Below are 14,076 nucleotides of genomic sequence, written 5' to 3' on the forward strand. Positions count from 1 at the left end.
TCCTTCAATTTTGGAAGGAGACCTTTATTATTTATAATGACACGTTTCTAAATGATCATTCACCAATCCCGCCGCCTGTAAAAAGGAATAGACTGTCGTGGCACCTAAAAATTTAAATCCTCGTTTTTTTAACGCTCGACTAATCTGTTGCGATAATTCCGTGGAGGCTGGAACCTCTTCTGGGTGCTGCCAGTGATTAACGATTGGTTGCTGATCGACAAAGTTCCAGAGGTAGCGATCAAAGGACCCAAATTCTGCCTGAACTTCTTGAAAAACTTGCGCATTCGTGATGGTCGCTTGAATTTTTAAACGATGACGAATCACACCAGGATTTGCTAGTAAAGCTAAAATTTTTTCCTCATCATATCGCGCAATTTTCCGATAATCAAACGCATCATAAGCTGCTCTGAGCGTTTCTCGTTTATTCAAAATAATCGCCCAGCTTAAGCCCGCTTGCATACTTTCCAAGGTCAATAACTCAAATAATTGTTGCTCTTCATGAACTGGACGTCCCCATTCATCATCATGATAGGCTTGCATCTCTTCAGTTGTATTCGTTGCCCAAGTACATCGCTCCATTGTCCTGCCTCCTTTTATTTGCTAAAAAAGATGCGAACAAAGGGTACTGCCTGTTGTTCCACACCTTTTCTTATTCCTAATAAAATGCCCAGAAGTTTAACGCTTCATTCATCACTTCTTCGGCTGTAAATGTCCGTTTTGAATGGCCCTTTTCTTCTGAATCGTTTGGATCATTAATCCAAAAATCGCCTTTTTCATCCACACCACTCATCACCATAATGTGACCAGTTGTAGTGAAATAGCCCGGTTTTACAGAAATAATGACTGGATGACCTTCCTTCAAGAAAGCTGCCACTGTTTCAATAGCCCCAATTTCTTGACAGTTATAGCCTTTCATTTCAGCATACGCACCAAAAATAGACCACGCCGTCCCTTGTCCTTCCATAAAGAAGTCATTTTTTGCCCACGCTAACACATCTAGTGGGGTAACTTCTTGGTGATCCATGTATGAACCAACCATTGCAAGCGACACAATCGCACAGCCATTAATTTCGATTGTATTCGGCTTATCTACATTGCCAAATCCGTATGCGGTGTCTTTCCATTTAGCATCTGTCTGCAATTCTAACGGCAAATCCAGATGTCCATTATATTGCTTCTTTTCAATTTCTTGATTGACCTGTTGTCCATAGCTTAAAGGTTTGACTTTTTTCTCAATTTTAACTGGTGCTGGTTCTTTTGTTTTACTTGATTCAGCACTAGCTTTGACATATGAATCATCAAACCAACTTGAAAACCCACCTGATTTCATCGGCGAAAACTGCGCTAACAACCCGCCAAAGCCAAACGATACCAACAACACCGTGAGAACTTTTTTTTGGTAACCTGATGGTTTTTTTGACATACTATTCATCCTTTTCTATCTATTGACTACATCCGATAATCTTATGTATTTCTTATATGCTCACACATTATACTACTTTCTTTTTCGAAAAACAGAAACGTTGGTAAATTCTCATAATTATTGAAGGCGAACATATTTTCTTGAATTTTATCACAAAATTAGGTAAAATACAGGTAATTAGTCATTTGAGTTTTATTCTATTTTATTCGTAAAGGAGGCAGAAGAATGGATCAACATAAAGCTACCATCAAGAGCATTTCTAAACTGATTACGCTCTCTTCCCAACATTTCTTTTCGGCATTTTTAGAAGATTCTCAAGATCAAAAGAATAAAGAAAAGGAACGCAGTGCGCTTTTACAAGAGCTCCAAGTCGCTGCCGCCCAAAAATCCTTAGTGGTCTTACAATTGAAAGAAGTCCCTACAGCGCATAAATTCGAAACGGTGATCGGCTGGATTGTCTCAAAAAATATTTCGGACAATATCGTCGTTCGTTTACAAACGGATGAACAACAGTTGCGCATGATTCCTGTTGCTTCTGTCATGAAAGCCAGCACGTTAGCCAATCGTCACCAACGTCAAATTCACTAGAATATTGAAGTCTTTATAAAATAAATAGAAACCACCAACCCTGGCGATTGCAGGTTGGTGGTTTCTTTTATTTTAGGGGTGCGCCAAAGCGATCTCAATTAAACGATTTTCTGTTTGTAAAAGATCAAACAGTGTGCCAATTCTTTCTAATTGTTCCAAGTCTATTTGATAAAGTTTCACTCTTGGTTTGGTGAGCCAGGAGCCTTGTGTAAGCTTCATTCGTTCTTTGATTAACACGCCTTGTTCATAGAGCGTTTTTATCTCTAATTCAGAAACTTGGTCTGTCAAAGAGGCCCAGCGACCATGGTGAGCCAATTCTGGTAAAAAAGTAGTGCCTTCTTTTTGAGGGAACACCTTTAGTAACTGTTGATTAATCTCCCAAGCTTCTTTCAGAAATTTAGCTTTTTTTGATAACTCATCGTAGTAAAACAAATCAATTTTAACAAGATCGTACCATTCCTCTTCCTCTAATTCCTTAGTTTGTTGCTCCTCGAAGTGTGCCCAACTACTTGCTAACAACTCTTTTTCTAATCTCAATAGCTCTTGTTCTGCTTTTTCTTTCGCTACTTTCATGCGCGCTTTAGCCGCTTTTTCTTGTCGTAAGCTTTCTTGTAGAAATTGAATTTGCTGCTCTTCTTTTGTTTTTATTTTAGATTGTCTGCCCACTTGTTGGGGTAAACTTGCCTGTTGATAATATGTACCCGTTACGGATGCTTGTTCTATTTGTCGTACGTTATTTAGCCACTCGTTAACAATTTCTACCAATGATTGCGTGGTTGGATAATTCATTTGTTGTAAGCTTGCTTCGAGGTTGCAAGGTTGTGCTGCATTGGAACAGATTGGTATAAATTCACAAAAATAACAATTCTCTGTGTCGCTTGTTTCGGCTTGTCCCTTTGTCCAGATAAAGAGAGGAAACAAGTGTTGCAACTTTTCTAGCAAAATCTTCGGGTCTAAGGTCACTCCTAAACAACGGATGCTTAAATAACTTTTGCTAGCTGATTGCTGTAACAGCTTTTCTGGCATTATTGTTCTTTCGTCCAGCCTAGCAAATGACTGTTTTTGTTGCCATTGCTCAACTAGCTCCTGCTCACTTAACGGACCGAAAATGGTTGCTCTTTTTGCCACCTGTGGCAAAGCCTTCGGATAAAAAGAGACTTCTAACAATTCACTCAGTGAAACCACCGCCTTTTTTCTTTTTTTATTCATATTATACAGTACTCGACAACGAAATGGCTAGTTGCTTTAAAAAGAAAAAAGTCCTAAGTTAGAAGTAAAGGAACCTTCTGACTTAGGACTCAACTTATTTCTTAGGAACAAATAATTGCGGTGCTACTTTTGCCAATAAGCCTAGAACTAGACTCACATACAAACAATTGACGACGGTACTCGTACCGTTTAGAACAAAGGAATAGAGATATGGGCTCATTCCTTCTGGTGCATACATGCCCCAAACCAATACACCCGCCCAAAAATGCCAAAACCAGCGGGCGAAGACTGCGACAACACTTCCTAAAATAATCGTACGAATGGCTGATTTTAAACGATTCGCTTGAAAATACAGTTGAATTTTTCTAGCGAATACGCCACCCATTCCTCCAAACGCAAAAGCAAAGGGATATTCAAAAATAATCTGTGGAACGGACAAGAAATTTTTCATGGCTGTGCCGAGAATAATATTTAACATGCCCCAAACAAAGCCTGCTGCAACTCCGGGAAGCAACCCACGACGAAACGAATAAAGAACTAATGGGACCATTCCCAACGATAGGTCCAAGCCACTATTGGCAAATTCAATCGGTAAAAAAGAGAGGGCCATTGCCATTGCTGCGACGACTGTTCCTTCTACCCAAATACGTAAATCCATTTTTCTAGCCAAACAAATTTCCTCCTATGTTCTGACGCTCTCAACCACTAATACATCGTTATTTTACCATAGGGTCTTTAGAAAAACACGTTTGTCGAACAAGCAAAAAAATAGCTGATCAGCATTTAAGGGAATCAACTCCTACTCAAACGCATGCCAGCTACTTTTTATCCATTAATCGTCCCGCTCAGTTGTCAAAATTTTACCAGAATGAGCATCGATTTTTACCTCTATTTTTTGTTGGCCCTCTTTCACTTTCACTTCCCAATAGGTGATTCCTAATTCTTTCTCTAACTTCCAATCTGTTGCCTGGCCGACTTTCGCTTCTTTTTCAGCCAAGGTTGTGGCTTGTTCTCTGGAAATGATATTTGTTAAATCAAGTGCCTCTTCTTGCATTTTAACGCCATTTTGTTCATCGGCATCCAAGGTTTCGACTTTTTCTTTTGTGAATTCGCCTGTTTCTGCGTTCACTTCAACTTGATATTCTTTTTGCTGATCCACGCCTTCTATTTCATAAAAATAACGTCCAAAATCTGTATCTAACTGCAGACTTGTTATTTTAGCTTCTGGATATTTTTTCTCAAATGCTGTCGTTACTTTTTCTAAAGAGACAGCTACCGCACTTGTCTTCTCTGATGTCGTCGTTGCTTCTTGTTGTACGGATGAACTTGTTTCAGTAGTTGATATTACTGTTTCTTTTTGTTCATTTGTTGATGAAACAGCTGTGGGTGTTTTGGATGTACAGCCAGCTACCAAAAAGAGTGCCAAGCCAGTCATAGAGCCATAGAGTATTTTTTTCATTAAACAACCTTCTTTCCTTTTTATCATTTTATTATACTTGATTTCTCATCCAAATCATAGCTACAAAAAAAAGCCCTACTTTAGTTGATAAAGTTAGAGCTCTCTCAGCCTTCATGGGCCAACATAAAAATTTCACCGAAATCATTCTCTTGTTCAATGTGCCAAATGCGTTTTTCACTATTATAGACAAGCGTTGCCAAAATTTCTTCTTTTTGGTAAGAGGTATTTTTCATCTTGCTAAGTGAATCTTCCACTAAGTAAATAGGAATCCGATATTCTTCTTTATCCACTTCCGTTTGTTGGAAGCAAAAAATAACACCTTCTTGCAAGATACCTTTCATATTTTTAAGTAATTCAGGACTTAATTTTTCGACAGGTGTATTTCGTTTAAAGAAGGCCTTTTTCTGGTTCACTTTCTCTAAAACAACACGTGTAATTTTATCAGCAAAGATTCGATAAAATTCATCAATATAACGATAATAGACACGCGTCATCTGATCTGCAAATTCAAAAAAGACAAAATCATTTTGTAGCTTATAAAAGAAAGGCGAATGCAAACTATTCTTCATGTGTCCAAAATAAAGAAGTTCCGAAATTTCTAATGGCGTTAGCTCTTTTAGCATCGTCACATCGGAAAAGTCAATCCATTTAATTTCTTCAGTCATCCAACGACGTTGTAGCGATTGAAAATAGCGATTGACGCTTTCTTCTCCGCGAATAATTTTCAAGCCTGAATGCATATCGTATTCGCCAGCTTCGGCAGAAGGATCTAATAATAGTAAGTTCTGTGGATGATGCACAATTGAACGAACAAAATCGGAATGGGTAATTCCTTTAGATAAAACCGCGTTGCTGGTTACATCTATATGTACATAAATTAAATCAAGCAAATTCCCATCTCCCCTCTACTAGCCTCCTTACCATTTTACAATATTTTCAAAAGAAAAGCTTGTTTCTTTTACTTTAAAATTCCATTACAAAATGAGGATTTTTTTGAAAAATCAATCGATTCAGTTGTTTTTTATTAAATCAAGGTCCGGCCAGCTTACCTATTCCCCAAAGAAAATAAATAGGTTTTTCAAATAAATTGTGGTAAACTTGATACATTAAAAGGAGGGAGAATATGCGCCCAAAAGAGAAAAAAAGAGGAAAAAATTGGTTAATCAACAGCTTATTAGTTTTACTATTTATCATTGGCTTGGCCTTAATTTTTAACAATCAGATACGCAGTTGGGTGGTTCAACAAAATAGCCGCTCGTACGCCGTTAGCAAGTTGAAACCAGCTGATGTGAAGAAAAATATGGCTCGTGAAACAACGTTTGACTTTGATTCAGTTGAGTCCTTGAGCACAGAAGCGGTGATGAAAGCCCAATTTGAAAACAAAAACTTACCTGTGATTGGTGCCATTGCGATACCAAGTGTCGAAATTAATTTGCCCATTTTTAAAGGATTGTCCAATGTCGCTTTATTAACTGGTGCCGGGACCATGAAAGAAAATCAAGTCATGGGGAAAAACAATTATGCCTTGGCTAGTCATCGAACGGAAGATGGCGTTTCCTTATTTTCACCTTTAGAAAGAACCAAAAAAGACGAACTCATTTATATCACTGATTTATCTACTGTTTATACATACAAAATAACTTCTGTAGAAAAAATCGAACCAACCCGTGTTGAGTTAATTGATGACGTTCCTGGTCAAAATATGATTACCTTAATTACCTGTGGCGATTTACAAGCAACGACGCGAATTGCTGTTCAAGGAACATTAGCAGCAACGACGCCTATTAAAGACGCCAACGACGATATGTTGAAGGCTTTCCAATTGGAGCAAAAAACCTTAGCCGATTGGGTGGCTTAATAAAAAAATCCTTGAAAAGTGTCAAAACTTTTCAAGGATTTTTTGCTTTATTTCATCACTTGGCGTTCTTGCTGTTTCAAACGAGCAAAACCATAACGAATACCTGCAAATAATAAAACTAACGGAGATAAGAAAACAGAGATCATTAACCATTCACTTGTATACATACTACTAAAAGATAAATGATACGTGACAGCATACACTAGCGGCAGACTCATTATCAACAATAAATAATACAAACTCAATTCAAAAACATAGGATAAATAACTACTGTTCATCTTACTTCCCTCCTGTCTCTTTTTCCCTGAACAATTTGTTAACACTATTGTACCAAGGGGAAACAGAAAGTACTATCGGACTATAGTCCTAATCTTTCAGCTGTGCTTTTATTTTTTTCAACCATTCTGAGGTACCTGCTTCCACTAAGCGGTAAGTTTCCTCAAAATCTCCAGTATAATAAGGATCAGGTACGTCCATGGTTTCTTTACCAGCCACAACTTCCATAAATAAATGAATCCGCCGTTGCTCTTCTTGAGGAGCTAATGCTTTTAAATCTGCCAAATTATTCGCATCCATCCCAATGATATAGTCATATTTTTTAAAATCACTTGGCTGGATTTGTGTTGCCTGCATTCCTTGATAGGAAATTCCTTGTTGCTCCAAAATTTTTCTGGTTCCCTTATGTGGCTGACTGCCAACTTCCCAGTGGCTAGTAGCTGCTGAAAACACTTGAATAGCCGATTCTAAACCAGCCTGTTGGACTTTCTGACGAAAAATCGCTTCTGCCATTGGCGAGCGACAAATATTGCCTAAACAAACAAATAACACAGTTACCACAACGTTTCACTCCTTCATAAAACTTTTTATCCTTCACACATTACTCATTGGCTTCTTGTTCATACAAATGATAAGCCATAAATTCTGTATCTTTCGCTAAACGGAATAATTGCGTCGCCATTTCCAAAGGAGTCTGAGGATATTCCTCAAGAATCCATTTCGTTAAGACGCCACTACATCCATAGGAAAAGAAATTCGCATAAAATTGTTTGTCTTTATCTGTTAAATGGTTCTCAACATCGACTTGTTCAAATAATGATATAAATAAGCGATTGGTCGAAGCGGAAAAAACATTAAGAAGAACTTCTGAATCTGAGGTCACCGTTGTATAGTAGAAATGGCTCTTCTCTTTAATCGCTTTTAATAACTTCAGGGCTTGTTCCTCCCAGTTTTCCAAACAAATATCTGTTTCTAAGTAAATCAATGCATCGTGACGATAAATCCAACGTAATAAATCATATTTATCTGTAAAGTGATAATAAAATGTTTGGCGATTCAAGCCCACTTTTTTGGTAATATCTTGGACACTTATTTTACGAAAATCCTTTTGTTCACATAATTCTATTAAAGCTGAAGCGATTGCTTGTTTTGTATCGTGCGTTCCGCTCATGCTGATTCCTCCGCTCCTAATATGTATATACCTCTATAATTGCAAAAAAATGGCCAGATTACAATATTTTCAGATACATTTTATGCATATATTTAAAATTAAATGAATAAAAAAAGCGGCAACTAACGATTTTTGTTAGTTACCACTCCTTGTTATCAATTATTAATAGATGACTATTTAGCCTGGAAAACGCCATACAACAGCGCGGAATCCTGCTGGTGGTGCTGGTGACCAGTTAGAGTTAGAAGAAACATAACCAGAACCTCCTGGGTTGTTTGCTTCAACGATTTGGACACTTCCACCACTTACACCTGTAACTAAGACAGTATGCACGCCACCAATCCAGCTATCTGGACTATAGGCACTTTCATATTGAACAACATCGCCTGGTTGCACGTTACTCCAGCTAACTTGTGTTGCGCCAGAAGCAACATAGCCGCTGTTTGGACCACCATAACCGAAGTTAATACCGCCTGCCGCTAACCAGCGACGAACAGATACTAAACATTCACCTGGTTGATTCCAACCTGTTGCATAAGAATTACCAACATCTGCTAAAGCTGCATTAATTGCGGCTTGTTTTCCTGAAGTCACGCCACCATTCCCTGGTTTTGCTTCATTACCTTTTTCAGGAGTCGTTGGGTTAGTTACAGGAACTTCTTTTTCTTTTTCAGGTGCTGCTGCCACAGGTGTTGTTACAACACTTTCTGTTTCAGTACTTGAAGTTGTTGTTTCTTGCGTTGTGGTACTTTCAGTAGTTGTTGATGATTCTACTACTGGTGTTGCGGCTTTTTCTTCAGCGGCGGATGCTGCTGCCTCATTGGCTGCTTTTGTTGCTTTCGCTTGCTCTGCTGCCGCTTTTTGTGCTGCGGCTTGTGCTTGCGCTGCCGCTTGTTCTTCTGCTTTTTTAGCAGCTGCACGTTGGCGTGCTTGTTCTTCTGCTAAACGTTTTTCCGCTTCTTTTTTCTGTTTAATGAAGCCGTCTTTTTTCCCTTGTTCTTCAGAACGTTGTGCTTCTAAATCATTTTTAGCCACTTCTTGTTGGATCTTCAATGTTTTTAATGATTCTGTTTTGTCATTTAATTCTTTTGTTGCTGCTTCTAATTCAGCAATTTGTTTTTCAACATTCTTTGTTTTCTTTTCAACAGTCGCTTTGTCTTCTTTTTGTTGTTCTAGTAATTCATTGTTGGCGCTCATCATTGTTGAGACCGCTTGAACGCGACCAATTGCATCTGCTACTGAATCTGCATCTAAGACAGCATCAATAATTGAATCACTTTGACCATTCACTTGGACATCGCGTGCTTGTTTTGTCATTTGTACTTCACGTTTTTGAATACGGACATTCAAATCAGAAATTTCACTATATAATTTAGATACTTCTGATGATAGCTTGTTCTTTTTAGCTGTTAATGTATCGATTTGTTTGGCCGTTTCAACCATATCATTTTCAATCGCGGCAACTTTTGCTTCTGCATCTGACATTTGGCTTGTTAACGCATTAATTTTTTGATCTTGTTGTTGAATCTTTGTATCGTATTCATCTGCAAATGCTGCGGATGGCAACGCTACGCTTGTTAATGTAATGGAACATACCATTAGAGCCGATAATACACTTTTCTTCAATCTGTTGTCCTCCGAAAATCCTTTTTTGTTAAGCTTTTTTATTATTTATTAAAATTTGAATAAATTTCTCTTTTTCAACGATAGAGCAATTGTAGCATAGCTGTATGTCACTGAGATAATATGGATGTTACAGTAATATTTCAATTTTCTTCTTGTAAATGACAAAAAAAAGCTTCACTTTTTTCACAACTTTCTTCAAGGCTCCAGGGTAATCTTCTCATTGTTTTGTTATTTAAAGAAAATAAAAAAAGCGAAAAATGCTAACAAATGAGCATTTTTCGCAAACGAACAAAATTTTCAATTTTTATTTTACGGAAAACAGTTTTTTCAGCGGATAAGATAAAATAACATACCACACCATGTTCAATAGCAATGTAGGGCCCAACACACGCGTAATAAATAAAATCGGGCTGACATCCGCTAAATGAAAGGCCACTTGAATCAGTACCGCAATCAGTTCATACAACGTGGTAAAAATAACGATCCCAAAAAAACCAGTTAGTAAATTTGTTTGAATTACTTCTTTAAATGTATACATCAACATAACCGAAATCGTCAGTGCGACTGTATAAATCCCGATAATGCCAATGTAGTAGCTATCGCAAATAAAGCCTAAAATTAACGAAGTAATTAATAAATAACGTTTAGAAAAATTAGGAACGACGAACATAAACGCAAGTAACAGCAGATGAGAACTGGCGAAGTAAACATTACTTGTCCACGTTTCAAAAGACTTTGTTAAATGAGCATCAATTAACATTAAGAAAAACAAGAGAATAGGTGTGATGTATTTTAAATACTCTTTCCGAATCATTCGCTTTCCCCTGCCGATCTTTTCACGACCGTCACAACGGAGATACCATAGACATCCGCATAAGGTTTCACATAGACTTCACGATCTAAACCAAAACTATCTGGTTTCACTTTAATAACTGTTCCTACCGCTAAATCGGCTGGTGAATTACCCCCTAAGCCAGAAGTCTGAACGACATCGCCTTCTTTCAGAGTGGCATCGCCAGTTAATTGTGACACAATTAATGCATTTGTCTTATTGTCGTAATTTTTAAGTAAACCAAACGATTCGCCATTTGCGGAAGTTACTCGCACAGGGAAATGGTTCGAGTTAACATTTTTAGACGTTAGTAGTTCCACTTTTGCAGTCGTTGCATTGACTTCAATAACACGCCCCACTAACCCTTTTTGCGCCATGACCGCCATGCCCGCTTCAATGCCGTCATTGGTTCCTTTATCGATAATTAATAAGTCTTGCCAAGTATCCGGCGAACGCGTAATGACATTCGCAGTTACTTTTTCATAGTTAGCTAACGTTTCGTTCAGATTCAATTCTTGTTTTAAACTATCAATTTCGCGTTTATAGTTATTGTTTTGGACAGCTAATTCATTATAGCTATCAATTTTTTCTTTTAGACGTTCATTTTCTTTAAACGTGTTAATTAAATTGCCCATTGAAGACAAGCCGTTTTCCACCACACGAGCTGGAAAAGAAATCACACGATCCACCATACTAACGCTATTATTGACGCCACCTTGAACGACATTGGTTTTGCCTTTTTCAGAACGTTGCGCAGCAGTTAAACTAATAATGGTTACTAAAATAATGACTAAAATTAAGGTAATGATTATATTTTTATTTGGATTAAATTTTTTCACAAAGACACCCCAGATATTCTTCAGACTGATAGTATTAATTTTACCACTAATTGACTATAAACAAAAGAGTTGGCGATCGTCTTTAGCTTTTTTTATCATTTCTTTTTTAGGGCTTATTTTCAACGAAAAAACCAACGAAAAGAAAGGAAACTTCCTTGGTTTTCGTTGGTTTAAAAAGAAATTATTTTTCTTTGTTTTCTTCGTTTAATAATGCTTTTCTTGACACGTTGACACGGCCTTGTTTGTCAATTTCAGTTACTTTGACAAGGACTTCGTCGCCTAATTTCACGACATCTTCAACGTTGTTCACACGTTCGTTTGCTAATTGAGAAATATGAATCAAGCCATCTTTGCCTTTAATTAGGTTAACAAACGCACCAAATTTTTCAATGCGGACAACTTTTGCTAAGTAAACTTGACCGACTTCAACTTCTTTGGTTAATTCTTCAATAATCTTGATGGCTTTTTTAATCATTTCAGCATCTGATGAAGCAATACTTACGTTACCGTCTTGATCGATATCAATCTTAACACCAGTTTCATCAATGATGCTGTTGATTGTTTCGCCACCTTTACCAATGACATCTTTAATTTTCGCTGGTTTAATTTGAATCATTTCAATTTTCGGTGCATATTGACTTAATTCTTCACGAGGAGCAGCAATCGTTGTTGTTAATTCTTCTAGAATTTCCATCCGTGCTTTCTTCGCTTGGTCTAATGCTTCCGTTAAAATTTGTTCTGTAATTCCTTGGATTTTGATGTCCATTTGTAAAGCAGTGATTCCGTCTTTCGTTCCTGCTACTTTAAAGTCCATATCGCCAAGGTGGTCTTCTAAACCTTGAATATCTGTTAAGATTGTATAGTTTTCGCCATCACTAACAAGACCCATTGCAATACCTGCAACTGGCGCTTTAATTGGCACACCCGCATCCATTAATGCTAATGTTCCCGCGCAAATACTTGCTTGTGAAGAAGAACCATTTGATTCTAACACTTCTGCTACTAAGCGGATTGTGTAAGGGAAGTCTTCTTCTGATGGAATAATTTGTGCTAAGGCACGTTCACCTAACGCACCGTGACCGATTTCACGACGACCTGGTGAGCCCGCGCGTCCTGTTGAACCAACAGAGAATTGCGGGAAGTTATAATGATGGATGAAACGTTTGCTATCTTGGACACCCAATCCATCGATAATTTGATGTTCCCCTAAAGGCGCTAATGTACAAACGGATAAAGCTTGTGTTTGACCCCGAGTAAATAAGCCAGAACCATGCACACGTGGTAAAATACTTACTTCTGATGATAAATGACGAATTTCGTCTAATTTACGGCCATCCGGGCGAATCTTATCAATCGTGATTAACTCACGTACGACATCTTTTTCAAGATCTTCCGCAATTTGTTTCACTTCTTTTAGTAGTTGCGCTTCTTCTTCGTGTTCCGCAAATTTTTCAGCGTAAACTTCTTTGACTGTATCTTTTACTTTGTCAATTTCAACTTCACGTGCTAATTTTTCTTCCGTCATTACGGCTGTTTTCATTGTATTGTAGTACGCATCAAAAATTTCTTTTTTAAGATCAGCGTCCACTTGTAATAAGTCCACGTCCATTTTTGGTTTACCTACAGCGGCAACGATTTCTTCTTGGAACGCCACTAGTTCTTTAATGGCATCAAAACCGAAAAGTAAGGCACCTAACATATCTTCTTCTGATACTTCTTTAGCACCACTTTCAACCATGTTGATGGCTTCTTTTGTTCCAGCAACAGTTAATTCAATATCTGTTTGTTCCGCTTGTTCTACCGTTGGGTTTAAAACATATTCGCCATTAATACGACCAACGTCAACACCAGCAATTGGTCCATCAAACGGAATATCTGAAATTGCTAACGCTAAGGAAGACCCAAACATTGCAGCCATTTCTGGTGTACAATCTTGATCCACACTCATAACGATGTTTGTGATTTGGACTTCGTTACGGAAGCCTTCTGAGAACATTGGACGAATAGGACGGTCGATTAAACGAGCGGTTAATGTCGCACGTTCACTTGGACGACCTTCACGTTTAATGAAGCCACCAGGAATTTTTCCTACCGCATACATTTTTTCTTCATAGTTTACAGTTAATGGGAAAAAGTCTACATCTTTTGCTTCTTTAGAGGCAACAGCAGCACTTAAAACGACCGTATCGCCGTAACGTACTAAGACAGCTCCATTGGCTTGTTTGGCTAATTGGCCGATTTCTACTTCTAGTGGGCGGCCGCCCCAAGTTGTTTTAAAGACTTGTTTTTCTGTCATAATTCTTCTCCTTTACTCTTGCTCTTTGGAAAAGTCAGACGGCTACTAAACAAATGAAAAAGTAACAAGTCGTTGTTGCTCTTTCATTTGGTTAGTAGTTCCTAAAAACTTTCCAAAGAGGACCTTCAATAGTGACAATAAGATAAAAAGCGAGATTCTGATTGAACCTCGCTTTATACGTAATGATTAACGACGTAATCCTAAACGTTGGATCAATTCGCGGTAACGTTGGATGTCAGTTTTACGTAAGTAAGCTAACAAGTTACGACGGTGACCGATTTTTTTCATTAAACCACGGTAAGAATGGTGATCTTTTTTGTGTGTACGCGCATGTTCGTTCAATTGGTTAATGTCTTCAGTTAAGACAGCAATTTGTACTTCTGGAGAACCAGTATCTCCTTCATGACGTGCGTATTCTTTAATGATTTCGTTTTTTCTTTCTTGTGAAATTGCCATTTGTTCCACCTCTTTCTCTATTATTCGTCTGATCACTGAGTGA

Annotated in this window: 16 protein-coding genes; 2 read left to right on the forward strand and 14 right to left on the reverse strand. The window is 37.8% G+C overall.

Features of this window, described 5'->3' with window-relative positions:
- Window positions 1–27 precede the first annotated feature (27 nt).
- The gene (locus tag IGK70_RS12195; protein ID WP_104855796.1) at window positions 28–579 is read right to left on the reverse strand and encodes a DNA-3-methyladenine glycosylase I; all 552 of its coding nucleotides are present in this window, start codon (window positions 577–579) and stop codon (window positions 28–30) included.
- Between the two features lie 76 nt (window positions 580–655).
- Window positions 656–1,432, reverse strand: coding sequence for a peptidase C39 family protein (locus IGK70_RS12200; protein WP_220421714.1), 777 nt, complete (start codon window positions 1,430–1,432; stop codon window positions 656–658).
- Between the two features lie 216 nt (window positions 1,433–1,648).
- Between IGK70_RS12200 and IGK70_RS12205 the strand changes: the two genes are divergently transcribed.
- The gene (locus IGK70_RS12205) at window positions 1,649–2,011 is read left to right on the forward strand and encodes a hypothetical protein (protein ID WP_104855797.1); all 363 of its coding nucleotides are present in this window, start codon (window positions 1,649–1,651) and stop codon (window positions 2,009–2,011) included.
- A gap of 72 nt (window positions 2,012–2,083) precedes the next feature.
- Here IGK70_RS12205 and IGK70_RS12210 read toward each other — a convergent pair whose 3' ends face one another.
- The 4 genes from IGK70_RS12210 to IGK70_RS12225 form a co-directional block, all read right to left on the reverse strand.
- Window positions 2,084–3,220, reverse strand: a complete 1,137-nt coding sequence (locus tag IGK70_RS12210; protein ID WP_104855798.1) for a hypothetical protein — start codon at window positions 3,218–3,220, stop codon at window positions 2,084–2,086.
- A gap of 94 nt (window positions 3,221–3,314) precedes the next feature.
- A complete protein-coding gene (thiT, locus tag IGK70_RS12215; protein ID WP_002354998.1) occupies window positions 3,315–3,890 on the reverse strand; it encodes an energy-coupled thiamine transporter ThiT in 576 nt (191 codons plus the stop codon).
- 162 nt (window positions 3,891–4,052) lie between these two features.
- A complete protein-coding gene (locus IGK70_RS12220; RefSeq protein WP_002385242.1) occupies window positions 4,053–4,706 on the reverse strand; it encodes a PepSY domain-containing protein in 654 nt (217 codons plus the stop codon).
- A 77-nt stretch (window positions 4,707–4,783) separates the two neighbouring features.
- Window positions 4,784–5,569 (reverse strand): hypothetical protein, encoded by a 786-nt coding sequence (locus IGK70_RS12225; RefSeq protein WP_002354996.1) that lies wholly within the window; start codon window positions 5,567–5,569, stop codon window positions 4,784–4,786.
- A 233-nt stretch (window positions 5,570–5,802) separates the two neighbouring features.
- On the opposite strand from IGK70_RS12225, the gene IGK70_RS12230 reads away from it, so the two are divergent.
- A complete protein-coding gene (locus IGK70_RS12230) occupies window positions 5,803–6,537 on the forward strand; it encodes a class A sortase (RefSeq protein WP_002378798.1) in 735 nt (244 codons plus the stop codon).
- Between the two features lie 47 nt (window positions 6,538–6,584).
- On the opposite strand, the gene IGK70_RS12235 is transcribed toward IGK70_RS12230, so the two are convergent.
- From IGK70_RS12235 to rpsO, 8 genes are all read right to left on the reverse strand, one after another.
- On the reverse strand, window positions 6,585–6,815 hold the full coding sequence (locus IGK70_RS12235; protein ID WP_002385239.1) for a hypothetical protein: 231 nt from the start codon (window positions 6,813–6,815) through the stop codon (window positions 6,585–6,587).
- A gap of 88 nt (window positions 6,816–6,903) precedes the next feature.
- Window positions 6,904–7,374 (reverse strand): low molecular weight protein-tyrosine-phosphatase, encoded by a 471-nt coding sequence (locus IGK70_RS12240; RefSeq protein ID WP_002381108.1) that lies wholly within the window; start codon window positions 7,372–7,374, stop codon window positions 6,904–6,906.
- 40 nt (window positions 7,375–7,414) lie between these two features.
- Complete coding sequence (locus IGK70_RS12245; RefSeq protein WP_002354991.1) at window positions 7,415–7,984, reverse strand: TetR/AcrR family transcriptional regulator; 570 nt, start codon at window positions 7,982–7,984, stop codon at window positions 7,415–7,417.
- 177 nt (window positions 7,985–8,161) lie between these two features.
- Window positions 8,162–9,583 carry a CHAP domain-containing protein gene (locus tag IGK70_RS12250; protein WP_002398899.1) on the reverse strand — a complete coding sequence of 474 codons (1,422 nt, stop codon included), beginning with the start codon at window positions 9,581–9,583 and terminating at the stop codon, window positions 8,162–8,164.
- Window positions 9,584–9,914: 331 nt separating this feature from the next.
- Window positions 9,915–10,424: a rod shape-determining protein MreD gene (gene mreD / locus IGK70_RS12255; RefSeq protein WP_002381106.1), complete on the reverse strand. Its 510-nt coding sequence runs from the start codon at window positions 10,422–10,424 to the stop codon at window positions 9,915–9,917.
- Window positions 10,421–11,281 carry a rod shape-determining protein MreC gene (gene mreC / locus IGK70_RS12260; protein ID WP_002383273.1) on the reverse strand — a complete coding sequence of 287 codons (861 nt, stop codon included), beginning with the start codon at window positions 11,279–11,281 and terminating at the stop codon, window positions 10,421–10,423. The genes mreD and mreC overlap by 4 nt, the downstream gene beginning before the upstream one ends.
- A gap of 181 nt (window positions 11,282–11,462) precedes the next feature.
- Window positions 11,463–13,577 carry a polyribonucleotide nucleotidyltransferase gene (pnp, locus tag IGK70_RS12265; RefSeq protein WP_002367402.1) on the reverse strand — a complete coding sequence of 705 codons (2,115 nt, stop codon included), beginning with the start codon at window positions 13,575–13,577 and terminating at the stop codon, window positions 11,463–11,465.
- Window positions 13,578–13,763: 186 nt separating this feature from the next.
- Window positions 13,764–14,033, reverse strand: a complete 270-nt coding sequence (gene rpsO / locus IGK70_RS12270) for a 30S ribosomal protein S15 (protein ID WP_002354983.1) — start codon at window positions 14,031–14,033, stop codon at window positions 13,764–13,766.
- Window positions 14,034–14,076: the final 43 nt, after the last annotated feature.

It is taken from the genome of Enterococcus sp. DIV0358 (assembly GCF_051713465.1).
Taxonomy (GTDB): domain Bacteria; phylum Bacillota; class Bacilli; order Lactobacillales; family Enterococcaceae; genus Enterococcus; species Enterococcus faecalis.

Bases quoted from the DNA above. Each gene is read 5' to 3' on its own strand.
- mreD (WP_002381106.1), bottom strand. From the start codon at position 10,424: ATGATTCGGAAAGAGTATTTAAAATACATCACACCTATTCTCTTGTTT.
- IGK70_RS12195 (WP_104855796.1), bottom strand. From the start codon at position 579: ATGGAGCGATGTACTTGGGCAACGAATACAACTGAAGAGATGCAAGCC.
- IGK70_RS12245 (WP_002354991.1), bottom strand. From the start codon at position 7,984: ATGAGCGGAACGCACGATACAAAACAAGCAATCGCTTCAGCTTTAATA.
- IGK70_RS12205 (WP_104855797.1), top strand. From the start codon at position 1,649: ATGGATCAACATAAAGCTACCATCAAGAGCATTTCTAAACTGATTACG.
- IGK70_RS12230 (WP_002378798.1), top strand. From the start codon at position 5,803: ATGCGCCCAAAAGAGAAAAAAAGAGGAAAAAATTGGTTAATCAACAGC.
- IGK70_RS12200 (WP_220421714.1), bottom strand. From the start codon at position 1,432: ATGAATAGTATGTCAAAAAAACCATCAGGTTACCAAAAAAAAGTTCTC.
- IGK70_RS12210 (WP_104855798.1), bottom strand. From the start codon at position 3,220: ATGAATAAAAAAAGAAAAAAGGCGGTGGTTTCACTGAGTGAATTGTTA.
- pnp (WP_002367402.1), bottom strand. From the start codon at position 13,577: ATGACAGAAAAACAAGTCTTTAAAACAACTTGGGGCGGCCGCCCACTA.
- IGK70_RS12250 (WP_002398899.1), bottom strand. From the start codon at position 9,583: ATGGTATGTTCCATTACATTAACAAGCGTAGCGTTGCCATCCGCAGCA.
- IGK70_RS12235 (WP_002385239.1), bottom strand. From the start codon at position 6,815: ATGAACAGTAGTTATTTATCCTATGTTTTTGAATTGAGTTTGTATTAT.
- IGK70_RS12220 (WP_002385242.1), bottom strand. From the start codon at position 4,706: ATGATAAAAAGGAAAGAAGGTTGTTTAATGAAAAAAATACTCTATGGC.
- rpsO (WP_002354983.1), bottom strand. From the start codon at position 14,033: ATGGCAATTTCACAAGAAAGAAAAAACGAAATCATTAAAGAATACGCA.